Origin of the sequence: Xanthomonas euvesicatoria, assembly GCF_013112235.1 — a bacterium.
Taxonomy (GTDB): Bacteria; Pseudomonadota; Gammaproteobacteria; order Xanthomonadales; family Xanthomonadaceae; genus Xanthomonas; species Xanthomonas euvesicatoria.
On the sequence record NZ_JABFFS010000001.1, the window covers coordinates 514,548 to 540,393 of the forward strand.

Genomic DNA, 25,846 nt, shown 5'->3' on the forward strand with positions numbered 1-25,846 from the left:
TCACCCCTGCTGCAGATAATCCAGCGACACCTGCAACAGCGCGCGCAAGCCCACATCCAGCGACGACTCGTCCAGCAGGAACTGCGGCGAATGGTTGCTGGGTGCGGTGGCCGGATCGATACCCTTGGCGGTGGAGCCGACGAAGAAGAACATCGACGGCACCTGCTGGGCGTAGAACGAGAAATCTTCCGCGCCCATCTGCAACGGCGGCTCGTACACATTGTCGGCACCCACCACGGCCTGCAGGCTGGGCAGCATCTTCGCAGTCAATGCAGGGTCGTTGACGGTAGCCGGGTTGCCTGGCTGATCCGGCACCTGCGCCTGGACCTTGGCCCCGTGCGCGGCGGCGGTGTGTTCGGCCACGTTCTTGAGATCGGCAAAGATCTGCTGCCGCATGCCCTCGTCGAAGGTGCGGATGGTGCCCACCATTTCCACATCATCGGGGATGATGTTGTAGCGGATGCCGCCCTTGATCGCGCCGAAGCTGAGCACCGCCGGCTGCTTGGAGAGGTTGGCGCGGCGGCTGATCACCGTCTGCGCGGCGCCGATCATGTCGGCGCTGGCCACGATCGGGTCGATGCCGTTCCACGGCGCCGAGCCGTGGGTCTGGCGGCCGATCATCTTGATCGCGAAGCGGTCCGAGGCCGCCATCAGCGGGCCGCTGCGCACCGCGATCTTGCCGGCCTGCACGCTGGAGAACACATGCAGGCCGAACACCGCCTGCGGCTTGAAATCGGCGAACAGGCCTTCCTTGAGCATCAGCGAGGCGCCGCCCTCTTCGTTGCCGGGCGCGCCTTCTTCGGAGGGCTGGAAGATCAGCATCACTTCGCCGGGCAACTGCTCGCGCATGCCCACCAGCGCTTCGGCCACGCCGAGCAAGATCGCGGTATGCGCATCGTGGCCGCAGGCGTGCATCACCCCGACCTGCTCGCCGCGGTATTCGGCGGTGGCCCTGGAAGCGAACGGCAGCCCGGTCTGTTCTTTCACCGGCAGCGCGTCCATGTCGGCACGCAGCGCGATCTTCGGCCCCGGCCTGCCGCCCTTGATGATGGCCACCACGCCGTGATGGGCGATGCCGGTGCGCGGCTTGAGGCCCAGCTTGCGCAGCTGCGCGGCCACGGTGGCGGCAGTGCGCTCCTCGCGGTTGGACAACTCCGGATGCTGGTGGAAGTCGCGGCGCCATTGCACCAGCTTGGCCTGCAGCGGGGCGGCAGCGGCCTGAACTTCGGGCCGCTGCGCGGTCTGCGCGGTGGCGAGCGTGGGCAGGGCGAGCAGCAGCGCACTGGTCAGCAGGCGGGAGGGGCGCATCGGTAATCCTCGATAGATGGTTGCTTAATGTAGTGCAGGCGCGCGCCGGATGGGCTGCAGTGGGGCCCGATTCAGCCCGGCGGTCAACCGCGGCAGCCGTGGCGCGTTGCCGCTGCAGTGCACCTGTGACCGTTGCGGTCATTTCGCCAGCCGAGCCGTTACTTCAGTAACGCTCAATTGGCAGAGCGCAACGATATGCTTTGCACCGCCGCCCCCACGGTCGCATCCACGCGCCCGGCCCGCCCTCAGGAGTTGTCGCATGTCGCGTTTTTGGAAGATCACACTGCTGGTTGTCGCGGTGCTTGTCGTGGTGTTCGTCGCAATGCGGATGATGGGTGGGGGCAATCACGGCAAGCGCGCGGGCGCACCGGACGGCAATGACCCGGACAACAGCGGCCCGGTACCGGTGACGGTGGTGGCGGCCACCACGCAGGATGTTCCGGTCTATGCCAGCGCGCTTGGTACGGTCACCGCGCTCAATACGGTCACCGTCAGCCCGCAGGTGGGCGGCCAGCTGATGAGCCTGAACTTCAAGGAAGGCCAGGAAGTGAAGAAAGGCGATCTGCTCGCGCAGATCGATCCGCGCACGCTGCAGGCCAGCTACGACCAGGCGCTGGCGGCCAAACGCCAGAACCAGGCGCTGCTGGCGACCTCGCGGGTGAATTACCAGCGTTCCAACGACCCGGCCTACAAGCAGTACGTCTCGCGCACAGACCTGGACACCCAACGCAACCAGGTTGCCCAGTACGAGGCCGCGGTTGCGGCCAACGATGCGCAGATGCGCTCGGCGCAGGTGCAATTGCAGTTCACTCGCGTCACTGCGCCGATCGACGGCATCGCCGGCATCCGTGGCGTGGACGTGGGCAACATCGTCACCAGCAGCTCCACGATCGTCACCCTGACCCAGATCCGCCCGATCTACGTGTCTTTCAACCTGCCCGAGCGTGAGTTGCAGGCAGTGCGTACCGGTCAGACGGCGGCGCCACTGGCCGTGGCGGCATTGGATCGTGGCGATGCGCATGTGATCAGCAGCGACGGCAAGCTGGATGTGATCGACAACCGCATCTCCGCCGACAGCGGCACGTTCGGCGCACGCGCGATCTTCAACAACACCGACAACGCGCTGTGGCCGGGCCAGTTCGTCAATGTGCGCCTGCAGCTGCGCACCATCGCCGGCGGCACCGTGGTGCCGTCCCAGTCGGTGCAGCGCGGCCCCGACGGCGATTACGTGTACGTGGTGGGCAGCGACAACACCGCACAGATGCGCACCGTGGTGCAGGGCGTGGAGGTGGACGACAGCCATGTGCAGATCACCAAGGGCCTCAAGCCCGGCGAGCGCGTGGTGACCGAAGGCCAGTTCCGCCTGAAACCGGGCAGCAAGGTCAGCGCGCTCAAGCCGGGCGAGACGCCGCCGGAACCGACCGAGGCCGAACTCAAGGCCGCGAAGGACAAACAGAGCCGTGGCGGTGGCCCAGGCGGCCGTCGTGGCGGCGGTCCGCGCTAATCCTCGACCACCGGCGGCGGAACCTCCGTCGCCGATGTGCGCCGGCGCTGCATGCGCCGGCTTCGCTTGACGTCTTCAGCAAGGACACCCCCCGTGGGCTTTTCGACCATCTTCATCCGCCGCCCGATCGCCACTTCGTTGTTGATGGCCGGCGTCCTGCTGCTGGGCATCCTGGGCTACCGTCAATTGCCGGTCTCGGCATTGCCGGAAATCGACGCGCCCAGCCTGGTCGTCACCACCCAGTACCCCGGCGCCAATGCGACCACCATGGCCTCGCTGGTGACCACGCCGCTGGAGCGCCAGTTCGGGCAGATTTCCGGCCTGCAGATGATGACCTCCGATTCGTCGGCGGGCCTGTCCACGATCATTCTGCAGTTCTCGATGGAGCGCGATATCGATATCGCCTCGCAGGACGTGCAGGCGGCGATCCGTCAGGCCACCCTGCCCTCCTCGCTGCCGTACCAGCCGGTCTATAACCGGGTCAATCCGGCCGATGCGGCCATTCTCACGCTCAAGCTCACCTCCGATTCGCTGCCGCTGCGCGAGGTCAACCGCTACGCGGATGCGATCCTGGCCCAGCGCCTGTCGCAGGTGCCGGGCGTGGGCCTGGTGTCGATCGCCGGCAACGTGCGCCCTGCCGTGCGCATCCAGGTCAACCCGGCGCAGCTGTCGAACATGGGCCTGACCATGGAGTCGCTGCGCAGCGCGCTGACCCAGACCAACGTCAGTGCGCCCAAGGGCTCGCTCAACGGCAAGACCCAGTCCTACAGCATCGGCACCAACGACCAGCTCACCGACGCGGCGCAGTACCGCGAGACCATCATCAGCTACAAGGACGGCCGCCCGGTGCGGCTTGCCGACGTGGCCAAGGTGGTCGACGGGGTGGAGAATGATCAGCTGGCCGCCTGGGCCGACGGCAAACAGGCGGTGCTGCTGGAGATCCGCCGCCAGCCCGGCGCCAACATCGTGCAGACGGTGGAGCAGATCCGCAACATCCTGCCGCAACTGCGGTCGGTGTTGCCGGCCGATGTGCATCTGGAGGTGTTCTCCGACCGCACCGAAACCATCCGCGCCTCGGTGCATGAGGTGAAGTTCACCCTGGTGCTGACCATCGCCCTGGTGGTGGCGGTGATCTTCGTGTTCCTGCGCCGGTTGTGGGCCACCATCATTCCCTCGGTGGCGGTGCCGTTGTCGCTGGCCGGCACCTTCGGGGTGATGGCCTTCGCCGGCATGTCGCTGGACAACCTCTCGTTGATGGCGCTGGTGGTGGCCACCGGGTTCGTGGTCGACGATGCGATCGTGATGATCGAAAACATCGTGCGCTACATCGAGCAGGGCAAGAGCGGGCCGGAAGCGGCCGAAATCGGCGCCAAACAGATCGGCTTCACCGTGTTGTCGCTGACCGTGTCGCTGGTGGCGGTGTTCCTGCCGCTGCTGCTGATGCCGGGCGTCACCGGGCGGTTATTCCACGAGTTTGCCTGGGTGCTGTCGATCGCGGTGGTCATCTCGATGCTGGTGTCGCTGACGCTGACGCCGATGATGTGCGCCTACCTGCTCAAGCCCGATGCCTTGCCCGAAGGCGAAGACGCGCACGAGCGCGCAACCGCCGCCGGCAAGACCAACCTGTGGACGCGCACCGTGGGCGCCTATGAGCGCAGCCTGGACTGGGTGCTTGCCCATCAACCGCTGACCCTGGGCGTGGCGATCGCTGCGGTGGCGTTGACGGTGGTGCTGTATGTGGCCATTCCCAAGGGCTTGCTGCCCGAGCAGGACACCGGCCTGATCACCGGGGTGGTGCAGGCCGACCAGAACGTGGCGTTCCCGCAGATGGAGCAACGCACCCAGGCGGTGGCCGCCGCGTTGCGCAAGGACCCGGCGGTGACCGGCGTGGCAGCCTTCATCGGCGCCGGCACCATGAACCCCACGCTCAACCAGGGCCAGCTGTCGATCGTGCTGAAGACGCGCGGCGACCGCGAGGGCCTGGACGAGGTGCTGCCGCGGCTGCAGAACGCCGTGGCCGGCATTCCGGGCGTGGCCTTGTTCCTCAAGCCGGTGCAGGACGTCACCCTGGACACGCGGGTGGCCGCCACCGAATACCAGTATTCGATCTCGGACGTGGACAGCAGCGAGCTGGCCACCTGGGCCGGGCGCATGACCGAGGCAATGCGCAAGCTGCCCGAGCTGGCGGATGTGGACAACAACTTGGCCAACCAGGGACGTGCGCTGGAACTGAGCATCGACCGCGACAAGGCCAGCATGCTCGGCGTGCCGATGCAGACCATCGACGACACGCTGTACGACTCCTTCGGCCAGCGCCAGATCTCCACCATCTTCACCGAGCTCAACCAGTACCGCGTCGTGCTGGAAGTGGCGCCGGAATTCCGCACCAGCACGGCCCTGATGAACCAGCTGGCCGTGGCCAGCAACGGCAGCGGCGCGCTCACCGGCACCAACGCCACCAGCTTCGGCCAGGTCACCTCGTCCAACTCGTCCACCGCCACCGGCGTGGGCGCGCAGAACACCGGCATCGTGGTCGGTGCCGGCAGCATCATTCCGCTGGCCGCGCTGGCCGAAGCCAAGGTCACCAATACACCGTTGGTGGTGAGCCACCAGCAGCAGCTGCCGGCCGTCACCATCTCGTTCAACCTGGCGCCGGGGCATTCGTTGTCGCAGGCGGTGGCGGCAATCGAGAAGGCGCGCGAAGAACTCAAGATTCCGACCCAGGTGCATGCGCAGTTCGTCGGCAAGGCCGCCGAATTCACCGGCAGCCAGACCGACATCGTGTGGCTGCTGCTGGCCTCGATCGTGGTGATCTACATCGTGCTGGGCGTGTTGTACGAAAGCTACATCCACCCGTTGACCATCATCTCCACGCTGCCGCCGGCCGGTGTCGGTGCGTTGCTGGCGCTGATGCTGTGCGGGCTGAGCCTGTCGGTGGACGGTATCGTCGGCATCGTGCTGCTGATCGGCATCGTCAAGAAGAACGCCATCATGATGATCGACTTCGCCATCGACGCACGCCGCGAAGGGGCGAGCGCGCACGATGCGATCCGGCGCGCCTGCCTGCTGCGCTTCCGCCCGATCATGATGACCACCGCTGCCGCCATGCTGGGCGCGTTGCCGCTGGCGCTGGGCACCGGCATCGGCTCGGAACTGCGCCGCCCGCTGGGCATCGCGATCGTCGGCGGGCTGCTGCTGTCGCAGCTGGTCACGCTGTACACCACCCCGGTGATCTACCTGTACATGGAACGCGCCGGCGAGCGGCTGCGCGCCTGGCGCGCGCGCCGCGCAGCGCGCCATGACGGCGCAACCCCGGCATCTACCTCGGAGCGATCGGCATGACGACTGCTGACGTCTTCGCTGATCGCTCTGCCTGCCCACCGCATCGCCTGCGCACACGCACGCGTGGAGGCCGCGCTGGCTGTTGCCTTTACCGATTCCCGAATCCCGAATCCCGATTCCCGGCAGTCACCCGATGAACATCTCCGCGCCCTTCATCAAGCGCCCGATCGGCACCTCGCTGCTGGCGATCGGTTTGTTCGTGATCGGATTGATGTGCTACCTGCGGCTGGGCGTGGCGGCGCTGCCGAACATCCAGATTCCGATCATCTTCGTGCACGCCACCCAATCCGGTGCCGACGCCAGCACCATGGCCTCCACCGTCACCGCGCCGCTGGAACGTCACCTGGGCCAATTGCCCGGGATCGACCGCATGCGCTCGTCCAGTTCGGAGAGCAGTAGCCTGGTCGTGCTGGTGTTCCAGAGCAGCCGCAACATCGATTCGGCCGCGCAGGACATCCAGACCGCCATCAACGCATCGCAATCGGACCTGCCTTCCGGGCTCGGGACGCCGATGTACTCCAAGGCCAACCCGAACGACGACCCGGTGATCGCCATCGCGTTGACCTCGGAGACGCAATCGGCCGACGAGCTCTACAACGTGGCCGATTCGCTGCTGGCGCAGCGGCTGCGCCAGATCACCGGCATCAGCTCGGTGGACATCGCCGGTGCGTCCACCCCGGCAGTCCGCGTGGACGTGGACCTGCGCGCACTCAATGCGCTGGGCCTGACCCCGGACGATCTGCGCAATGCGGTGCGCGCGGCCAATGTGACCTCGCCGACCGGATTCCTGTCCGACGGCAACACCACCATGGCCATCATCTCCAACGATTCGGTGTCCAAGGCCGCCGATTTTGCGCAGCTGGCCATCTCCACCCAGTCCAACGGACGCATCGTGCGGCTGGGCGATGTGGCCACCGTTTACGACGGCCAGCAGGATGCCTATCAAGCCGCCTGGTTCGACGGCAAACCGGCGGTGGTGATGTACGCCTTCACCCGCGCCGGCGCCAACATCGTCGAAACCGTCGACCAGGTGAAGGCGCAGATTCCCGAACTGCGCAGCTATCTGCAGCCCGGCACCACGCTCACGCCCTATTTCGACCGCACGCCCACCATTCGCGCCTCGCTGCACGAGGTGCAGGCCACGCTGATGATCAGCCTGGCGATGGTGATCCTGACCATGGCGCTGTTCCTGCGCCGGCTGGCGCCCACCCTGATCGCCGCAGTCACCGTGCCGCTGTCGCTGGCCGGCTCGGCGCTGGTGATGTACGTGCTCGGCTTCACCTTGAATAACCTCAGCCTGCTGGCGTTGGTCATTGCGATTGGCTTTGTCGTCGACGATGCGATCGTGGTGATCGAAAACGTCATGCGGCATCTGGACGAAGGCATGTCGCGCCTGGACGCGGCGTTGGCCGGTGCGCGCGAGATCGGGTTCACCATCGTGTCGATCACCGCCTCGCTGGTGGCGGTGTTCATCCCGATGCTGTTCGCCAGCGGCATGATCGGTGCGTTCTTCCGCGAGTTCACCGTGACGTTGGTGGCGGCGATCGTGGTGTCGATGCTGGTGTCGCTGACCTTGACGCCGGCGCTGTGCAGCCGTTTCCTGTCGCCGCACGCCGAGCCTGAAAAACCCGGCCGTTTCGGCGCCTGGCTGGACCGCATGCACGAACGCATGCTGCGCGTGTACACGGTGGCGCTGGATTTCTCGCTGCGCCATGCACTCCTGCTGTCGTTGACGCCGTTGTTGCTGATTGCCGCCACCCTCTTCCTGGGCAGTGCGGTCAAGAAGGGCTCGTTTCCCGCGCAGGACACCGGCCTGATCTGGGGCCGCGCCAATTCCAGCGCCACGGTGTCCTTCGCCGATATGGTCAGCCGCCAGCGCCGCATCACCGACATGCTGATGGCAGACCCGGCGGTGAAAACCGTCGGCGCACGCCTGGGCTCCGGCCGTCAGGGCTCCAGCGCATCGTTCAATATCGAGCTCAAAAAGCGCGATGAAGGCCGTCGCGACACCACCGCCGAAGTGGTCGCGCGCCTGAGCGCCAAGGCCGACCGTTACCCGGACCTGGACCTGCGCCTGCGTGCGATCCAGGACCTGCCCAGCGACGGCGGCGGTGGCACCAGCCAGGGCGCGCAATACCGCGTGTCGCTGCAGGGCAACGACCTGGCGCAACTGCAGGAATGGCTCCCCAAACTGCAGGCGGCGCTGAAAAAGAACCCGCACCTGCGCGATGTCGGTACCGACGTGGATACCGCCGGCCTGCGCCAGAACATCGTGATCGACCGTGCCAAGGCGGCGCGCCTGGGCATCTCGGTGGGCGCCATCGACGGTGCGCTGTATGGCGCGTTCGGCCAGCGCTCCATTTCCACCATCTATTCCGACCTCAATCAGTACAGCGTGGTGGTCAATGCATTGCCGTCGCAGACGGCCACCCCCAAGGCGCTGGATCAGATCTTCGTGCCCAACCGTGCCGGCCAGATGGTGCCGATCACCGCGGTCGGCACCCAGGTACCGGGCCTGGCGCCGCCGCAGATCATCCACGAAAACCAGTACACCACGATGGATCTGAGCTACAACCTGGCGCCGGGCGTCAGCACGGGCGAGGCGGATCTGATCATCAAATCCACCGTGGAGGGCCTGCGCATGCCCGACGGCATCCGCCTCAGTGGCGACGACAGCTTCAACGTGCAGCTCAGTCCCAATTCGATGGGCATCCTGCTGCTGGCCGCGGTCCTCACGGTCTACATCGTGCTGGGCATGCTCTACGAGAGCCTGATCCATCCGGTGACCATCCTGTCCACCTTGCCGGCCGCCGGCGTGGGCGCGCTGCTGGCGTTGTTCATCACTAACACCGAATTGTCGGTCATCTCGATGATTGCGCTGGTGCTGCTGATCGGCATCGTCAAGAAGAACGCCATCATGATGATCGACTTCGCGCTAGTGGCGCAGCGCGTGCACGGCATGGATGCGCGCGCAGCCGCACGCGAGGCCTCGATCGTGCGCTTCCGCCCGATCATGATGACCACGATGGTGGCGATCCTGGCCGCCGTGCCGCTGGCGGTGGGCCTGGGTGAAGGCTCGGAGCTGCGTCGTCCGCTGGGCATCGCGATGATCGGCGGGCTGGTGTTCTCACAGAGCCTGACCCTGCTCAGCACCCCGGCGCTGTACGTGATCTTCTCGTGCCTGAGCGAGCGCTGGAAGGCGCGTCGCGCCCGTGCGCGCGCACGCCGTTCAGAACGCGCGGCAGCGCGTCGCCCGGCCACCCCGGCGCATTGAGGTTTCGCGTCGACTGACCCGCCCGGCCCGGCAGCGCAGCCTCGGTGCGAGCAACCGGAAACACGCAGGCGCTCGTCTGCGTGTGGACCCATGCCGTGGGGCGAGGACACCTGCGCAAAGCAAGCACAGACGCATGCGCTAAGCCCGGCTTGATACCGCCGACGCATGCGGCATGCGGCATGCCGCGATGCTACGCAAGCAACCCCTGCAAGGACTCCCGCTCCAGCTGCGCATACAGCGCGAATTCGTCGTGCACCTGCGCACCGAGCGCCTGCTCGAAACTGCGCTTGCTCGAATGGGCGGCATAGGCGCGTTGCTCGGCACCACCGAGGTTGGATTGGAAGATGCCGGCCGCGCTGACCGGCAAAAAATCTTCGTAAATGATCGGGTCGGCACTGACCAGGCCGAGCGCGATCGCGGTTTCTGCCGGCATGGCGGCCACCTGCGCTGGGTCGGCGCGGCCGGCATCGGTGAGCGCATAGCGGAAATAGCCCAGCCCTTCCTGCCGCAGCAACGCCTCGTCGTCGGGGAAGGCCACGAAGGCAGTCTGCAGCCGGGTGGCGTAATCGGTGCCGGTGCTGCCGGCGCCATCGGCATCGCGCGCCTGCGCCAGCAGCGCGTCGTACAGCGCGCGACCCTTTGGCGTAAGGGCAAGGCCGCGCTGCTCGATCTCGCCGAAGCGTGCGGTATGCGTGCCGTGTTCCGCTTGCCCGCCATCGCCGACAAAACGCACCGGCTCTTCCAGCGCCTTGAAACTGGTCTGCCGCAACAGGATCGGTACGCGCCGACGCGGCGGCCCCTCGATCACCGCCTTGGCATCGATACCGGCGCGCTGCATCTGTTCCTGCGCGGCATCGATGTCCAGCGTGCGTGGCGTGAGGTGATTGATGTGCGGGCCGTGGAAGCTCACCACATCGGCAATCAACTTATGCGCCTGGCTCAGCGCGCGATAGGTCGGCAACGACACCGTGGCATCGCCATGCCAGCGGAAGGTTTCCAGCGCTTCGGCCACGAACTGCCGTGCCTGATCGGCATCCAGCCCGCCCTGCTGTTCGTAGCGCTCGATCAACTGCAAGGCGCCGGCGGTAAAGATCTGGCGCTGCTGCAGGATCTGCTCGGCCTGTGCGCGCAGGGCGGCGTCTTCGATCAGTTCCAGCCGCAGCAGCGAGGTGAACACGCGAAACGGATTTGCCGACAGCGCCGCCTCGTCGATCGGGCGGAATGCGGTGGAATGCACCGGCACGCCGGCCACCGACAGGTCGTAATAGCCCACTGGCTGCATGCCCATCACTGCGAACAACCGACGCAAGGTCGCCAGTTCGGCCGCCGTGCCGACGCGGATGGCGCCGTGCCGTTCCAGATCCAGCCGCGCGCGCTCGTCGTTGCGCTGCAGCCGCTGCGCCAGCGCCGGATTGGCTTGCAGCGTCTGCGCGTTGACCTGCGCCACCAGCGACATCAGGTCGCCATACAACGGCACCTCGGTGCGATACATGTCCGACATCGCCTGGGCGAACCAGCTGCGGATCTGATCGGGAGAGACAAAGGCGGTATCGCGCATGGGCTGGTCTTGGGCAGGTGCCGGCCGAACGCCAGCGGTAGCGCATTCTCGCCGACCGCGGCCTGGGTCGACCAGCGGCACGGCAGCATCGCAGGCGACGTGTTGTTGCGCAGACAGCCGCGCCATGCCGGCAAGTGCATGGCGCGACGACGCAGCGACCGCGTCAGAGCCCGGCCTTCACCGCCGCTTCGGCCGCTTCGCTCGCCTGGCGCGCCGCTTCCAGGCGCTGCGCATGATCGCCGAGCTGACGCCGCAGCAACGCGTCCAGGGTGATCGGACGTTCCCAGCGGTCGTAGCTGGCCACGATGGCATGCCGCAGTGCGCGCATGTGCAGGTTGTCCGGTGCCACCGACAGCCGCGTGACCACACCCTCCCAGCCATCGCGATGGTCGCGGCTGTAAGCGCGTACCGTGTCCCGGCACGACAGCTGCACGGTCTGCGCCCAGAAGCACGCGAAATAGATGTCCCCGGCATGCCAGCCGTGCACCTGCAGCAGCGCCTGCACATACGCGCGCGGCGTGCCGGTATAGCGCGCCACCTCGTCGATGAAGCTGGCCGGATAGCGCTGCGCATAACTGCCCATATCGGCCAGGTGCTGATCCACCCAGGCGTCGCCGGTGCCTGGCGTCACCGCTGGCGCCGCTTCTTCCGTTGCAGCTGCGGTCGCCGATGCCGGCGAGGCCTGCGCTGCGCCCAGCGCCGGCCACAGCGAGGCCACCAGCAATGGCACGGAGCGCAACACGGATGAGCAAGAGACAGGCATGCAGCGATGATGCCGCATGCGTGCGGTGCTGTCAGGCCGGCGCCGGGTCAAGCGCCGCTGCTGGGCGCCTGGCACACCCGCGTATCAACGCCCACGCCTGGCGAGGAAGCGCAGCGCAGTGCCCCAGGTGCGCTATCGGGCATAGATCAGCGCGTCGGCCGCAGCGGCCCCGTGCGCACTGATTTCAACCAGCCATTGCAGTGGTCGTCAGCCGCGGCGCGCAGTCCAAGGTCCGGCGAAAGATCGGCCACGGCGATCTGCGCGGCAATGACACGGTACGTCCAATGGATGGCGTGGGCCGCACCCTGACTCCTAGCGCAGCTCGTAAAACCCGAACTGGTGAACCTCGCGGCAACCGCTCAGATCGCAGGAGCCGATGTAGCCGGGGCCGATGTAACGCTGGCGTGCGTCGCGGTTGTGCGGACTGCTGTACGGATCCGTACCATACAGACCATTGCCATAATACATCTGGCCGTAGGGGCGGTTGCGCGAAGCACCAAGGCGAAGTGGGCCACCAACGGCCCGATATCCGCCATCGCCCACATACCGGTCGTCGTACCCGGCGCCGACAAACCCGGTGCTGCGAACGCGCTCGCTCGCTCGAGCCTGCGACCTGGCGACACTCTCGCCGTGCGCATCCACATAGCCCTGCTCACGATCGAAGCGCACCTTACGGAAATACACCAACTCACCGCCCACACGGCGCGTTTGCAGGCGTACGTAATCGCCGCCGTCGTCGTAGTAAGGCTGCCCGTCGCGAAAGGTGACTTCGCTCGGGTTGATGATTTCCTCTTCCAGCTCGGCGGCAGCCAGCGGTGCGGCACCGATCAGCAGCCCGAGCAACAAGGCCAAACCGGCGCGCTGGGCAACGGACACCATGGTCATCGGCACTCCCTCCAAGCTCCGGCCGCGCACGCATGCACAGCCATAAACATCCTGTCGTTGGGCGCGTGAGGCGCCCGCGCGTTGACGCATCAACTTACCAAACCAGCATTGCCGCAACAACGGCGCCCCATCCCAGCTTAGCCCTGCCGCCGCGCCAACGCATCCAGCGCCTGCACCGCTGCCGGCCAGCCGGCAGCGTCGGGCACTTCGCGCATGCGCGGTTCGTCGGCCGCGACCCCATGCTCTTGTTCGTGCGCCCAGGTCACCGCGTACGGGGTGTAGATGCCCCAACCACCGATGGCCAGTACCGGTTCCACATCCGAACGCAACGAATTGCCGATCATTGCAAACTGCTGCGCCGGCAAACCGAATTCGCCGAGCACGCGCGCATAAGTCCGGGGATCCTTTTCGGACACCACTTCCACCCGCGGGAACAGATCGGCCAGGCCAGATTGCTCGATCTTCTGCTCCTGGTGAAACAAGTCGCCCTTGGTGATCAGCACCACCTGGTACTCGGCGGCAATCGCACTGACTGCCTCGCGCACGCCGGCAATCACATCCACCGGATGCTGCAGCGTGGCGCGGCCGATCTCGACGATGCGCTGGATATCGTGCGCGGCGATGCGCGCCTGGGTCAGTTCGATCGCGGTTTCGATCATCGACAGCGTCATGCCCTTGGCGCCATACCCGAAGACCTTGAGGTTGCGCCGCTCCACCGCCAGCAAATGCTGCTGCATGCGGCTGTCGCCCAGATCCAGGTACCCGGCCAGGACCGCTTCGAAATCCGCTTCGGCAGTGCGGTAATAGTCCTCGCTTTTCCAGAGGGTATCGTCGCCATCGAAGCCGACCAGTTGGATCGCCTGGCCGTCGCGCTGTGCAAGTGAGCTCATCGGGCAAGTTTAGCAGCGCACGGTATGGCGCCGTGCTCAATCGCCTGCAGCATCGCCCGGGCCAGGCTGATAACTGGCGAATTCCTCGCGCGACAGGCGCCCGTCGCCATTGCTGTCGAAGCTGGCGAAGTTTTCGCGCAACACCGGGTCGGCGCTTGCTTCGGCCAGCGTCAGCGATCCGTCGGCGTCTGTATCCAGGCTACGGAAACTGCGCGGTACCAGGCTGCCGGCGGCGGCAGCGGACGCCTCGGCACCGCTCGTGGACTTGGCGGGCCCGGGTGCCGTCGGCAGCAGGGGCGTGGTGGCCGGAGCCGGCGGATCGATCGGCAACGGCGACATCGCCGGTGTGGTGCTGCCAGCAGTTGCCGGCACCGACGTCGTCGGGGTGGCGGGCGGCAACACCGGCGGTGCGGCGAGCGCAAGCACGGGGTTCGCCAACCCGAGCAGAAGGGCAAGACGTAAGTGCGACATGATCGATGAGCGCTCGACACGGAACGGCTCACCCTAACCCGGCAGACGTCAACAAAACGGGAGCGACCCTGGCAGATCGCTCCCGCGTGTCCATCCTGTTGCAGTTGCAGGTCAAAGCTGGTCGCTTAGCGCCGACGGGACTCTGTGCCGGCGCGTTGCTTGCCTTACTTCCTCAAACCAGCGCTATGTCGAACGTGGCTTAGTTGCCCTGCGAACCGGTGGCACCGCCACCCTGCTGCTTGGCGACGAAGGCCTTGTACTCATCCGGGGTCAGCTTGCCATCGGTGTTGCCGTCGGCCTGATCGAAGATCTGCGCGAGGCCGGCGTTGACCTGCGCTTCCTGCTTGCTGATGGCGCCATCGCTGTCGGTGTCCACGCTGGCCCAGGTCTAGCCACCACCGGAGCTTGCACCGCTCGATTGTGCGGAGGTGGCCGAACTGCCCGATTGCGCCGCTGCGTCCTGAGAAGTGCTTTGCGCCATCGCCGGCAGCGCCAGGGCGGCAGCAAGAGCGGTGGTAGCGGCGAGCAGCGAGGTGCGGTTGCGATTCTTCATTGGGGTGGTCTCCTTATGCTTGGGAATGCGCGGTGTCGCCGCACATGGCACCACCCTACCCATCGCAAATGAACGCCCAACCCGGCGCAATTTCGCGCGAAACAGGCTTTTAACCACCACCTGAATATTTGCGGCTAAGCGCCTGTTAGGCGTAAGTGAGTCAAACCGAAGCGCCTCATTCAATGCATGGAATTTTGCGACCTGCCCCGCGCTTTATGCCGCATGCTCAGGCACTTGGCGGGTCGTTTTCCCAGCTCCCGGAACTGAACAGTTTCCAACCCAGCACCACGCCAGCGAGCGCGCCGGCCACTTCCAGCACCACGCGCGAGCCCAATTCGTTGGGGTCGTGGATCTTGGCCAGCGCCAGGTGCGCATACAACGGCGATTCCAGCCGCACGATGCTGGTGTAGACGAGATGCCAGATGTCGTATCCGGCACCGATGGCCACGGCCAGCAGGCACGCAATGCCCAGCGTGTGGCCATGGTTGAACTGCAACCGTCGCCCGCCCCGCTCCACTGCCGCAAAGACCACCACGCCCAGGACGAGCGCAATCAGCCCGGCCTCCAGTGAACCGAGCAGGCCGAAATGCAGGGGCAGATTCATTGTGACGATCCAGGCAGCAGGCGCACCAGTCTAGCGGCTGCAGCGCCTGGATCCGCGCGCCTTGCAACGCGGGTGCCCTGAACGAACCGGAGGCTGCCAGGCCCATGGCGCGGCCGTGACGACCTGCAGATGACAGGCGATTGCCGGCATACGCATGCCACCGGGCGCGCTACTGTCGCGTATCACAATCACAGGCGGGCCAGATGCGGCCGCCCGCACAATGGCTCAGGCGTCGTCCTGACCACGCGCAGTCACCTGCGCTTCGCCTTCTTCGTCCCAGCGCACGCTTACCGCAATCGGCTTGCAGCAGACCTGGCAATCTTCGATGTAATGCTGATCGCCGCCCGTCAGGTCCAGCGCCAGCGTGATCCACTCCCCGCAGTACGGGCAGGCGATATCGACAAAGCGTTCCGGGTCGGACATGACGGTTCCTTGGATCTATCGAAGCCAGTGACCGGACGTGGCGGGCGACCCCGGCCGATGCTGCTGGCGGACATCGGAGTGTACGACCGGCGCTGCGCTGGTGCTTGCGCCGTGCCGGTGAGGTGACCGATGCCAGCACGATCTGCATGAGGCGAGCGCGCGCCCGACCATGTAAGTGCGGCCGACGTCGACACGATGCCTGCCTCCACGGCTCTCGCGAGCGGCCAACCGATCGCGAGCACGACCAGATCGATCAGCGACCAAGAGCGTGTTGCCTGGTCGCTGTCAGTCTACCGGAACATCGTAGGCCGTCTCGGGCGTGGGTTCGGGACGCAACGTGAAATGCCACCATTCCATCGGATAGTTGGAAAATCCTTCGGCCGCCATCGCCTGCAACAGGCGCTGGCGGTGCGCGCGTTGCGCTGCGCTGATGTCGGGCGTGTTGGTGTGCGCCCGCGCATCGAAGAAGTCGAATCCTGTGCCCATGTCCACTGCACGGCACCCGCCCGGCAGGCACTCCAGCAAGCCCAGGTCCAGCGTCGCGCCACGGCTGTGCCCGGAGGTGGGCGCAATGTAATCGCCCAGCAGTGCGCGCTTGTCCACCCGCGGGTAGTACTGCGCCTTGGTCGATTGATCCTGCAGATCCGCAGCCCAGGTGACGAATGCCTTCACCGACCGCACCGGCCGATAGCAATCGAACACCTGTAGCCGATAGCCCTCGGCCTTGAGCGTCTGCGCTACCCGCGCCAATGCGTCGGCAGCCGGCCGCAACAGGTAACACCGCGGCGCGTCATAGCCCGGTACCATCCGCCCAGTGAAGTTGTTGCTGCTCGCATACCGCATGTCCAATGCGATATCCGGCGCGAGGGCGTGCACGTCCACAAGGCCGGCCTCTGCCGCGGTCCTTGCCGAGGACATATGCACCTGGCCGGCGACCAGCGCAAATGGCGCCACGGCGCTCATCAGCAAAGCGCCTTGAACAAAGCACTGACGCCAGCAGCGCCCATTCCGGAACAGCAGGTTGTCGGTCATTTCGGTTCCCTTGCAAGAGGCCGCATTTGCGCGGTAGATCAAGCCGCGCGTCTTTCGCCACCGGCTACAGCGTGGCGCGATCCCTGTGGGCCTAGTGGTCGTCGCCTTCAGTTGGCTCAAGCGCCGGTCGCGGGCTGGAAGGTCTCGCGTGGTGGGTCAACGCAGACAAGATGCGCAGGTCTTCGGCATCCAGGGTGGTGGCGCTGTTGCCGCGATAGTGGTGGTGAAACGCCTGCAGGGTGGCGGCCGGATCGTCGATGCTGTAGCCGATCAGGGCAAGCGCCTGCCGCGGGTCGAAACCTTCCGGGGCTGCGGGCGCGTCGGCAGCGGGCCAGCGGCCGAAACCGGCGTCGGCCAGGCGCTTCCAGGGGAACAACGGTCCGGGGTCGTTCTTGCGCGTCGGGGCCACGTCTTCATGGCCGACGATCTGCGTACGCGGGATACGCAGGCGCTGACACAGATCGTCCAGCAACACCAGCAGGCTGTCGATCTGCGCCGGCGCGAATGGCTCGCTACCGTCGTTGTCCAGTTCGATGCCGATCGAGGCCGAATTGATGTCGGTGATGGTGCCCCAGCGCCCGGCCCCGCCGTGCCAGGCGCGCTGCCCATCGCTTACCAATTGGTAGCGCTGGCCGTCTTCGCCGATCAGGTAGTGCGCACTGACGCGCCCGCCACTGTTGCGGCCGCGCAGGGTACTCAGGCTTTGCCGGACTGACTGCTGATCGGTGAAATGCAACACGATCAGGATCGGTCGCCGCGTGTCGTAGTTGGGCGATGGCACCCACTGCGCCAGCGGATTGCGCTGCGGTGCGTGGGCACAGGCGCCCAGCGACAGAGCGGCCAGGCAAACAGCTGCACGCAGCCAGGCCGATGACGAGAGAGAAAAGCTGGGCAGCACGGATTACTCCTGGGAAGGCCGGACGACCTGCGCAGCACCATTATCGGCCGAGTCGTGCTTGCGCGGCCGTCTGCCGATGGGACCGTCGGCAGCGCGGTGCCTTACGCGCTGCCATCGGTGAGTCGCAGGTGGTGTCTCCCAGCTTGGCAAGCATCGCCGTTGCGGAGACGGCAGTAGCGGCCACTCGCGTATCTACGGCTGCGGCAAGGAGGGTCACGGGCTTCCTGCACGCTCTGCACCGACGCGCCCCCACACGTCCCCTGCCGGCAAGAGTCGCCACGCAGTTAGGACATGTGGATACGCTCTGCGCCGCATGCCACTATCGGCCTTGCCTCGCAGCGCGCCAGCGGCTGCCTTCCTCCCGAGCCCTGCATGCCATTGTCGCGCCACCTGCTGATGTTGCTGCTGATCGCGCTTGCCCTTCCCAGCGGCGCCGCACCAGCGCCTGCTGCCACGCCGGCCGCGCAAGCACCGCCCTTTGTCGTCAGCGATGTACAGTTCACCGCAGAGTACTGGATCCGGCGCAGCCGCAACGCACAGCTGCCGCGGATCGACCCCGCGCAGATCGCCGACGTCAATACACGCATGCTGCGCGACGATGCATCGATGCATGACATCGCGCAACTTCCCCAGACGCTGCCCGCAGCCGATGTGAGAGCGCGTATCGACGCGTTATCGGCAATACCGACGCGTCCGCTCTACGACGCAGACGGGCGGCGTCTGGATACCGCACGCTTGGCGACATTGCGCACGGCCTTGGCATTGGATGCGATACCCGCACAGGTGCCACTGCGCTTTGCGCTGGTCGTCACACGTGGCGCATTGCGCACCTTCCCCACTGCGCAGCGTGTGTTCACCAGTACCGACGACCGCGATATCGACCGCTTCCAGGAATCGGCGCTATACCCCGGCACGCCGGTGGCGGTCCTGCACAGCAGTGCCGATGGCGCGTGGAAGTTCGTGATCGCCGCCAACTACGCTGCCTGGATCGCAAGCACGCAGCTTGCCGAAGGCAGCCGCACCGAGGTGCTGAATTACGCACAGCGCAGCCCGCGCCTGATCGTCACCGCAGCCCGCGGGCAGACCGCCTACACACCCGAACGTCCGGCAATTTCTGCACTGACCCTGGACATGGGCACCAGCCTGCCCTTGCTCGGCGACTGGCCGCCGCAGCAGCCAGTCAACGGACAGTTGCCGCTAGCGGCCCACGTGGTGCAATTGCCGGTGCGCAGTGCCGATGGGCATCTGCAGCTGGTGCCCGCATTGATGCCGCGCGGTGCCGATGTGCGCATCGACGCCTTGCCCGCCACCGACGCCGCACTGCTCCAGCAGGCCTTTAAATTCCTTGGCGAACGCTATGGCTGGGGCAACGACTACGATGCGCGCGATTGCAGCGGCTTCGTGCTGGATGTCTATCGCAGCCTCGGTCTCGCGTTGCCTCGCAATACCGGCGACCAGGCGCGCAGCGCGGTGTTGCACGGTGTTGCGTTCGACGCTGGCGCGCCGTTGGCGCAACGCCTGCAACGGCTCGCACAGCTGCAGGTTGGCGATCTGATCTACATTCCAGGCCATGTGATGCTGGTCATCGGGCATGCAGATGGCACGCCATGGGTGATCCATGATGTGGCCGGGGCCAGTTACCGCGCCGTCGATGGCAGCGTGCAGCGCGCGCGTTTGAATGGTGTGTCGGTCACCCCGTTGCTGCCGTTGCTTGCCAGCGATGGCACTGCATTCATCGACCACATCACCCGCATTCAACGCGTTTTTCCAACGGCCACCTTATGAAGATCACCGGCTTTCGGCTTGGCATGCTGCGCGTGCCCTTGAAAACACCGTTCAAGACCGCCGTGCGCACGGTGCAGGCAATCGAGGACGTGGTGGTGCTGTTGCAGACCGACAGCGGCCATATCGGGTATGGCGCCGCGCCCGCCACCGCGCCCATCACCGGCGACACCCATGGCAGCATCATTGCCGCGATCGAACACTGCATCGGCCCCAAGCTGATCGACCAGGACGTGGCCGATCTCAACCGGCTATGCGGGCGCGTCCAACACGCGATCGAACGCAACACCAGCGCCAAGGCCGCCGTGGAAATCGCACTGTACGATCTATGGGCGCAGGCGTTTGGTGCGCCGCTGTACCAGTTGCTCGGTGGCGGCACGCCGCGTATCACCACCGACATCACCATCAGCGCCGATGCGATCGACACCATGGTGGCGCAGGCGCAGGCCGCGCTCGCACGCGGCTATCGCGCACTGAAGATCAAGGTCGGCAAGGACATCGAGTCGGATGTCGAACGCGTCACGGCAATTCATGCGGCAGTGGCCGGGCGCGCATCGCTGCGGCTGGATGCCAATCAAGGCTGGACGCCCAAACAAGCGGTGCGCACCATGCGCACGCTGGAAGATGGCGGCGTCGCGCTGGAGCTGCTGGAGCAGCCGGTCAAGGCCGCCGACCTCGACGGGCTCGCCTTCGTCACCGCACGCATCGACACGCCGGTGATGGCCGACGAGAGCGTCTTCTCGCCCACGCAGGTGATCGAGCTGATTCAGCGTCGCGCCGCCGACATCATCAACATCAAGCTGATGAAGACCGGCGGGCTGTCCAATGCCATCCGCATCGCCGACATCGCCGGGGTGTACGGGTTGCCATGCATGATCGGCTGCATGATCGAATCCAGCATCAGTGTGGCTGCCGCGGTGCATCTGGCGGTGGCCAAGGCCGACAGCATCACCCTGGCCGATCTGGATGCACCTGCGCTCGGGCAGTTCGACCCCGCCGAGGGCGGCGCGCATTTCGACGAGGCGCAGATCCACATCGACGATTCGCCGGGACTGGGCATCCGCCGCATTCGTGGGCTGGAGCTGTTGCCGGCGTGAAAGCGGCCGACGCGGTGCAGCGCACGGCTCCCAAGTGGAGCAGACCGCGCTGAAACGTTGGTATGACCAGCGTTACTCGCCGATTCCGGGCAACGGACGCGCCTGCCTGCTGCGCGGCACGCATATGCACCACCGGGCGGCATTGCTGAGTACAGTAACGACGAGGCGGCGTCGATCACGCGACACCTGCGTGACCCCGTCTTCAGCAACGTGTGTCGCCCCTAGATTCATCCCGCTCGACCCAACACCCGGAGCCTGCATGCGCCTTGCCACCGTGTTTCGATCCCTTGTGCTGTTGGCGCTGACAAGCTGTAGCAGTCGCGCCATCGCGGCCAGCCCGGTCGATGCGTTGAATCAGGCACGCACGTTGATCGTGGTGACCACCGCGGACTGGGACAGCACCCAGGCGCATCTGCACACCTTCACCCGTGTGGATGGCAAATGGCAACCGGCTGCCCGGAGCTTTACCGTCGCGCTCGGGCGGCATGGCAGTGCCTGGGGCGAGGGCCTGCATCCGGCGCAGACGCAAGGCCCGCAGAAGCGCGAAGGCGATGGCCGCAGCCCTGCCGGCGTCTTCGCCATCGGCCCGGCGTTCGGCTATGCCTCGAAGATCGACACCGCGATGCCGTACCAGGCGATGAGCGCCACCCATTACTGCATGGATGTGCCCAGCTCGCCGCTGTACAACCGCATCGTCGATGCCGCGCAAGTGGGCGAGGCCGCCGTCGCCGGCTCGACCGAGCCGATGCGTCTGGATCTGCGCCACCCAGGCGATGCGCGCTACAGCGAGGGTTTCGTGATCGCGCACAACCCCAAGGCCATTCCCGGGCGCGGCAGCTGCATCTTCGCGCACTTGTGGCGCACGCCGGGCCAGTTCACCGCCGGCTGCACTGCGATGGCGGCGGCCGACATGCAACGCCTGCTCGCCTGGCTGAAGCCGGAAGATCGCCCGTTGTTCGTGCTGCTGCCACGCACCGAATACGCACGCCTGCACACTGCATGGCAATTGCCTGCACTGACCGAGGACGCGCCATGAGCACGCCGCAACCTGCGCCGGACGCGACGGGGTTGGTCCGTGTCGTCAGCCGATGGCAGATCGTCGGCCTGTCGATCAACGATGTCATCGGCAGCGGCATCTACCTGCTGCCTGCCGCAACCGCCGCGCTGCTCGGGCCGATGAGCCTGTGGGCCGTGATGCTGGCCGGCCTCGCGGTCGCCTTGCTGGTGCTGTGCTACGCGCAGGCGGGCAGCTACTTCGATACGCCGGGCGGCAGCTATCTCTATACGCGCGAAGCATTCGGCCCGTTCGTCGGTTTTCAGATTGGCTGGATGATCTGGCTTACCCGCATCAGCTCGGCCGCCGCCTTGAGCAATGGCCTGGCCGACGCAGTGGCGCGGTTCTGGCCCACGGCCTCCACCGATCCCTGGGCGCGCTTGCTGGTGGTCGTCGGCTCGCTGGGGCTGCTCACCGCCATCAACGTGATCGGCGTGAAGTCGGCCGCGCGCACCGGCATCGCGCTGGTCATCGGCAAGCTGGTGCCGTTGTTGCTGTTCGTGGCGATCGGCCTGTTCTATGTCGATTGGTCGTGGGCCTTTGCCGGCACCGCGCCCGATCTGCGCGACCTGGGCAATCTCGGTGAAGCGGCCTTGCTGCTGCTGTTCGCCTACGCGGGTTTCGAAAACATTCCGGCGGCCGCTGGCGAATACCGCAACCCGCGGCGCGATGTGCCATTTGCGTTGATCACCATGATCGTCACCGTCACCCTGATCTACGCCGCCGTGCAGGTGGTGGCGCAGGGCACCCTGCCCAACCTTGCGGCCTCGCCGACGCCGCTGGCAGATGCCGCAAGCCGATTCGGTGGCGAAGCGTTGGCACTGATCCTCACCGTGGGTGCCACCATTTCCATCCTCGGCACCACCAGCAACACCGTGATGCTCGGCCCGCGTTTTCTGTTTGCGCTTGCGCGCGATGGCTATGGCCCTGCGTTTCTCGCACGCGTGCATCCGCGCTTCCACACGCCCGCCGCGGCGGTGCTGACGCAGGGTGCATTGTCGCTTGCATTGGCGTTGTCGGGATCGTTTACGCAGCTGGCATTGCTGTCGATGGTCACCCGCCTGTTCGCCTACATCGGCACCGCCGCAGCAGTGATCGTGCTGGCGCGCAGGTACCGGCAGCGCACCGACGCGTTGCGCCTGCCCGGCGGCCCGGCCATCCCCATTGCCGCCTTGGTGCTGTCTTTGGGCCTGCTGGCCAGCGCCAGTTGGCAGAATCTGGCCGCAGCAGGCGTCGCACTTCTGGTCGGCTGGGTGTTTTATCTGTTTCCGCGCAAGCAGGTCGAAAGCGGCTGAGGGCACGACGAACTGCGGTTGAGCAGCCTTCGAGGCGGCATGCGCGCACGAACGCATGTTTGCTGCACGTTCCCGTCCATCGGGCAGTGAGCCGCGCGCCCGGCGATGACCTGCGATTTCGCGGCATGCTCGCGCAGCGCTCACGCACGCCTAACCGCGCGCACCCAACGCTGCGCTTCTACCTGCATGGGAGCTTGCGATGAAACTGCGCCATGTCTACAGCACCGCCGATCTCGACAGCGCCCAGCGCGTGCTGCAGGCCGCGCGCAGTACCGGCATCGACAATGATGCGCTGTCGTTGATTGCCCGCTCCGATATCGAGCTGCAGGAGGTGCCGGACGAACGTAAGGACGTCAAGACCGACTTCCTTCCCGCTGCCGCACGCGGCGCCGCCACCGGCGGTGCCGCCGGCCTGGTGGCTGGCCTGGTCGCCATCGCAGTACCGCCGATCGGGCTGACCTTGGCCGGCGCGGGCGTCATGGCACTGGCTGGTGCGCTGGTCGGCAGTTGGTCGTCGGCGTTGATCGGCGCCACGGTGCCCGATCCGGTGCGTCGTCAGTTCGAAGATCAAATCCAGGCCGGGCGCGTGCTGGTGATTATCGACGCAGAGCAGCCGGCGCTCCAGGACGCCGAGGCCGCCATGGTGGCGGCAGGTGCCACCCCATTGCCGTATGAAGCGGCCTCAGCGACCACGTGAAGCGACCGACCAAGCGCCTGCCATGCCACGCAACGTTGCAGCGATCGCGCGTTGAAAAGCGTGGCCGACGCCGCCCTTTGAGCATGCTGCGTTGATGTACTCCTCACCTGCCCTGGCAATGAAATTAACGGCAATCGGCCTAGGGTAATTCGCACATCCACCACGGAGACAGGCATGAACGTGCCGTATCAGATTCCGGGCCGGGCACCGGACGAAGACCGCAGTCAGAACATATCGACGTATTGGCGCGAACGCTTCACCGAAGAGCCGTATTACACCGAAGGTGATCGCTACGAAGATTATGAGGGCGCTTATCTTGCAGGTCATGAAGCGCGCATCCGCGACAATGCAGGTGCCTACGACCAGGTCGAAGCCGAATTGCATCGCGATTGGGAAGCCAAGCGCGGCACCTCGTCGCTGAGTTGGAGCAAGGCGCGGCATGCGGTCAAGCGCGCCTGGGAAAACGCAGCCGATTTCGTTACCGGCGACGATACGCATAAGCGCTGAGACGACAACGCCACCGTCAAGGTGGCGTTGTTGCATCCTACGATCTGCAATGGATCAGTCGAGTACTGGCGGCACGCTACGCGCACTGCGCGGTGCGTCGGTGATCTCCATCGCCTCGCGGGTATTGTTCTGACCGCAACCGCACCGAACAGGCTCAACGCATAAGCCATGGCATCAAAGCCTTTTTCGCTCAGCAACAGCGTCGCATTGATCAGGCCGATGGTCAGCAGCACCAATGCGACGATCAGCGAACACCAGTAAATGGCGTAGTACAAGCCAGTGACCGGAATCCCATCGGCACGGTCACGCACGCTCTTCTGCAATGATACCGATGCGAATAAACCGAACAGTAGCAGCGTGAAGTAGTAACCCTTTTCGTTGAGCAACCTCTCGGCATTCCACAACTCGATCAGATATGCCGCACTGCCTAGCAACAAGGCGGTCCAGGATGCAGTGATAAAAGCAGGCGAGGTTTTTTGCGTGGCTATGGAAACGTCTTTCCATGGTGAAACGATGCACGACATACAACGATGTGAGACGCGGGCGTCGTGCAGACAGTGATCTGCAACAAGGGTGCCCCCGGCGACGTCGTGTAAGGTACTTGAAAACCCGACGCGGGACACGTTGCGGGAGGGCTGCAACGTACCGCGCCCATCCCCAGGAGGACCCCATGTCTGTCCGTCGTCTGCTTGCCCTGGCCTGCTCGGCCACCCTGTTTACTGCCGGCACTGCAGTTGCTGCGCCCGCAGCCGCCCCCGCGGCCTCCATTCCCAAGGCACAGTGGCCATTTCAGGCCACCACGGTCGCCGATTTCGACGAACCGTGGGCAATGACCTTTCTGCCCGATGGCAGCTTGCTGGTCAGCGAAAAGCGCGGCGCCTTGATGCGACTGGACTTAAAGACCAAGCGCAAGAGCGCCATTACCGGTATTCCGGCCGTTGCTTATGGTGGCCAGGGCGGTTTCGGCGATGTGCTGGCGCATCCGCGCTTCGCCAAGAACGGGCTGGTCTACGTGAGTTATGCCGAGCCCGGCGAGGGCGACACGCGGGGCGCCGCGGTGGCGCGCGCCAAACTCACGCTGGATGCAACCGGCGGCGGCACGCTGTCGGACCTGAAGGTGATCTGGCGCCAGGATCCCAAGGTCACCGGCAATGGCCACTTCGGGCATCGGCTCGCGTTCGGGCCCGATGGCAAACTGTGGATCAGCTCCAGCGAACGGCAGAAATTCACTCCTGCCCAGGACATGAAAGCCAACCTCGGCAAGCTGATCCGGCTCAACGACGACGGCAGCGTACCGACCGACAACCCGTTCGTTGCGCAAGGCGGCGTTGCTGCGCAGGTGTGGTCGTTGGGTCACCGCAATATTCTTGGCCTGGCCTTCGACAGCAGGGGCCGCCTGTGGGAACACGAAATGGGCCCGCTCGGCGGCGATGAGTTGAACCTGATCCAGCGTGGCGCCAACTATGGCTACCCGATCGTCTCCAACGGCGACAACTATGACGGCACGCCGATCCCCGACCACTACACGCGCCCGGAGTTCGCCGCGCCCAAGATCAGCTGGACACCGGTGATTTCGCCGGCAGGCTTTGTGATCTACAGCGGCAAGCAGTTCCCGGCGTGGCGCGGCAATGGCTTCATCGGTGGGCTGTCGTCGATGGCGCTGGTGCGGGTGTCGCTGGGCGACCAGCCGCGCGAAGTGGCGCGTTACGACATGGGCGCACGCATCCGCGAAGTGGAACAAGGTCCGGACGGCGCGCTCTGGCTACTGGAAGACGAAGCCAGTGGCAGCACCGGACGTCTGCTGAAGCTGACGCCCAAGAGCAAGGCCGCGGTCGAGAACGACGCCTGATCGATTCCGCAGCATGAGCCGGTGTAGCTGACGCAGCGCACCGGCAGACGCGATGACGAC

Annotated in this window: 20 protein-coding genes and 2 pseudogenes; 10 read left to right on the top strand and 12 right to left on the bottom strand. The window is 65.8% G+C overall.

The features are described 5' to 3' along the window. A complete protein-coding gene (locus HLH45_RS02235; RefSeq protein WP_008577382.1) occupies positions 1-1,308 on the bottom strand; it encodes a M20 family metallopeptidase in 1,308 nt (435 codons plus the stop codon). Positions 1,309-1,567: 259 nt separating this feature from the next. Here HLH45_RS02235 and HLH45_RS02240 point away from each other — a divergent pair, with 259 nt between their 5' ends. The 3 genes from HLH45_RS02240 to HLH45_RS02250 all read left to right on the top strand — a co-directional run bounded on the left by HLH45_RS02240 (position 1,568) and on the right by HLH45_RS02250 (position 9,428). Next, positions 1,568-2,812, top strand: coding sequence for an efflux RND transporter periplasmic adaptor subunit (locus tag HLH45_RS02240; RefSeq protein ID WP_008577384.1), 1,245 nt, complete (start codon positions 1,568-1,570; stop codon positions 2,810-2,812). A 93-nt stretch (positions 2,813-2,905) separates the two neighbouring features. Continuing rightward, positions 2,906-6,154, top strand: coding sequence for an efflux RND transporter permease subunit (locus HLH45_RS02245; RefSeq protein ID WP_008577386.1), 3,249 nt, complete (start codon positions 2,906-2,908; stop codon positions 6,152-6,154). A gap of 133 nt (positions 6,155-6,287) precedes the next feature. Beyond that, the gene (locus tag HLH45_RS02250; protein WP_008577388.1) at positions 6,288-9,428 is read left to right on the top strand and encodes an efflux RND transporter permease subunit; all 3,141 of its coding nucleotides are present in this window, start codon (positions 6,288-6,290) and stop codon (positions 9,426-9,428) included. A gap of 190 nt (positions 9,429-9,618) precedes the next feature. On the opposite strand, the gene hglS is transcribed toward HLH45_RS02250, so the two are convergent. The 10 genes and pseudogenes from hglS to HLH45_RS02300 form a co-directional block, all read right to left on the bottom strand. Continuing rightward, positions 9,619-10,986: a 2-oxoadipate dioxygenase/decarboxylase HglS gene (gene hglS, locus HLH45_RS02255; RefSeq protein ID WP_008577389.1), complete on the bottom strand. Its 1,368-nt coding sequence runs from the start codon at positions 10,984-10,986 to the stop codon at positions 9,619-9,621. Positions 10,987-11,149: 163 nt separating this feature from the next. Continuing rightward, positions 11,150-11,767 (bottom strand): hypothetical protein, encoded by a 618-nt coding sequence (locus HLH45_RS02260; RefSeq protein WP_046932126.1) that lies wholly within the window; start codon positions 11,765-11,767, stop codon positions 11,150-11,152. Positions 11,768-12,061: 294 nt separating this feature from the next. Continuing rightward, complete coding sequence (locus HLH45_RS02265; protein ID WP_008577392.1) at positions 12,062-12,634, bottom strand: hypothetical protein; 573 nt, start codon at positions 12,632-12,634, stop codon at positions 12,062-12,064. A gap of 137 nt (positions 12,635-12,771) precedes the next feature. Then, positions 12,772-13,524, bottom strand: a complete 753-nt coding sequence (locus tag HLH45_RS02270) for an HAD family hydrolase (protein WP_008577394.1) — start codon at positions 13,522-13,524, stop codon at positions 12,772-12,774. Between the two features lie 36 nt (positions 13,525-13,560). Further along, entirely contained in the window at positions 13,561-13,962 is a 402-nt protein-coding gene (locus HLH45_RS02275; RefSeq protein WP_033479311.1) for an EF-hand domain-containing protein, read from the bottom strand. Positions 13,963-14,194: 232 nt separating this feature from the next. Continuing rightward, positions 14,195-14,548 (bottom strand): annotated as a pseudogene (locus HLH45_RS02280) (EF-hand domain-containing protein). A 226-nt stretch (positions 14,549-14,774) separates the two neighbouring features. Beyond that, positions 14,775-15,152 (bottom strand): hypothetical protein, encoded by a 378-nt coding sequence (locus HLH45_RS02285; RefSeq protein ID WP_008577401.1) that lies wholly within the window; start codon positions 15,150-15,152, stop codon positions 14,775-14,777. A 225-nt stretch (positions 15,153-15,377) separates the two neighbouring features. Beyond that, positions 15,378-15,575 carry a CPXCG motif-containing cysteine-rich protein gene (locus HLH45_RS02290; protein ID WP_008577403.1) on the bottom strand — a complete coding sequence of 66 codons (198 nt, stop codon included), beginning with the start codon at positions 15,573-15,575 and terminating at the stop codon, positions 15,378-15,380. Between the two features lie 285 nt (positions 15,576-15,860). Next, entirely contained in the window at positions 15,861-16,607 is a 747-nt protein-coding gene (locus tag HLH45_RS02295) for a M15 family metallopeptidase (protein WP_008577405.1), read from the bottom strand. A 91-nt stretch (positions 16,608-16,698) separates the two neighbouring features. Beyond that, positions 16,699-17,505 (bottom strand): N-acetylmuramoyl-L-alanine amidase, encoded by an 807-nt coding sequence (locus HLH45_RS02300; protein WP_008577407.1) that lies wholly within the window; start codon positions 17,503-17,505, stop codon positions 16,699-16,701. Between the two features lie 372 nt (positions 17,506-17,877). Here HLH45_RS02300 and HLH45_RS02305 point away from each other — a divergent pair, with 372 nt between their 5' ends. The 6 genes from HLH45_RS02305 to HLH45_RS02330 all read left to right on the top strand — a co-directional run bounded on the left by HLH45_RS02305 (position 17,878) and on the right by HLH45_RS02330 (position 23,937). Then, positions 17,878-19,290, top strand: coding sequence for a C40 family peptidase (locus HLH45_RS02305; protein ID WP_008577409.1), 1,413 nt, complete (start codon positions 17,878-17,880; stop codon positions 19,288-19,290). After that, complete coding sequence (locus HLH45_RS02310; RefSeq protein WP_008577410.1) at positions 19,287-20,384, top strand: dipeptide epimerase; 1,098 nt, start codon at positions 19,287-19,289, stop codon at positions 20,382-20,384. The genes HLH45_RS02305 and HLH45_RS02310 overlap by 4 nt, the downstream gene beginning before the upstream one ends. 259 nt (positions 20,385-20,643) lie before the next feature. Continuing rightward, positions 20,644-21,420 carry a L,D-transpeptidase family protein gene (locus HLH45_RS02315; protein ID WP_029820517.1) on the top strand — a complete coding sequence of 259 codons (777 nt, stop codon included), beginning with the start codon at positions 20,644-20,646 and terminating at the stop codon, positions 21,418-21,420. After that, positions 21,417-22,733, top strand: coding sequence for an APC family permease (locus tag HLH45_RS02320; protein ID WP_008577415.1), 1,317 nt, complete (start codon positions 21,417-21,419; stop codon positions 22,731-22,733). Before HLH45_RS02315 ends, HLH45_RS02320 begins: the two co-directional genes overlap by 4 nt. A gap of 199 nt (positions 22,734-22,932) precedes the next feature. Beyond that, entirely contained in the window at positions 22,933-23,430 is a 498-nt protein-coding gene (locus tag HLH45_RS02325) for a hypothetical protein (RefSeq protein WP_008577417.1), read from the top strand. 174 nt (positions 23,431-23,604) lie between these two features. Beyond that, positions 23,605-23,937, top strand: coding sequence for a hypothetical protein (locus HLH45_RS02330; protein ID WP_008577419.1), 333 nt, complete (start codon positions 23,605-23,607; stop codon positions 23,935-23,937). 54 nt (positions 23,938-23,991) lie between these two features. On the opposite strand, the pseudogene yiaA reads toward HLH45_RS02330, so the two are convergent. Next, positions 23,992-24,425: pseudogene (gene yiaA, locus HLH45_RS02335) on the bottom strand (inner membrane protein YiaA). 182 nt (positions 24,426-24,607) lie between these two features. Here yiaA and HLH45_RS02340 point away from each other — a divergent pair. Then, positions 24,608-25,786: a PQQ-dependent sugar dehydrogenase gene (locus HLH45_RS02340; RefSeq protein WP_008577424.1), complete on the top strand. Its 1,179-nt coding sequence runs from the start codon at positions 24,608-24,610 to the stop codon at positions 25,784-25,786. Positions 25,787-25,846: the final 60 nt, after the last annotated feature.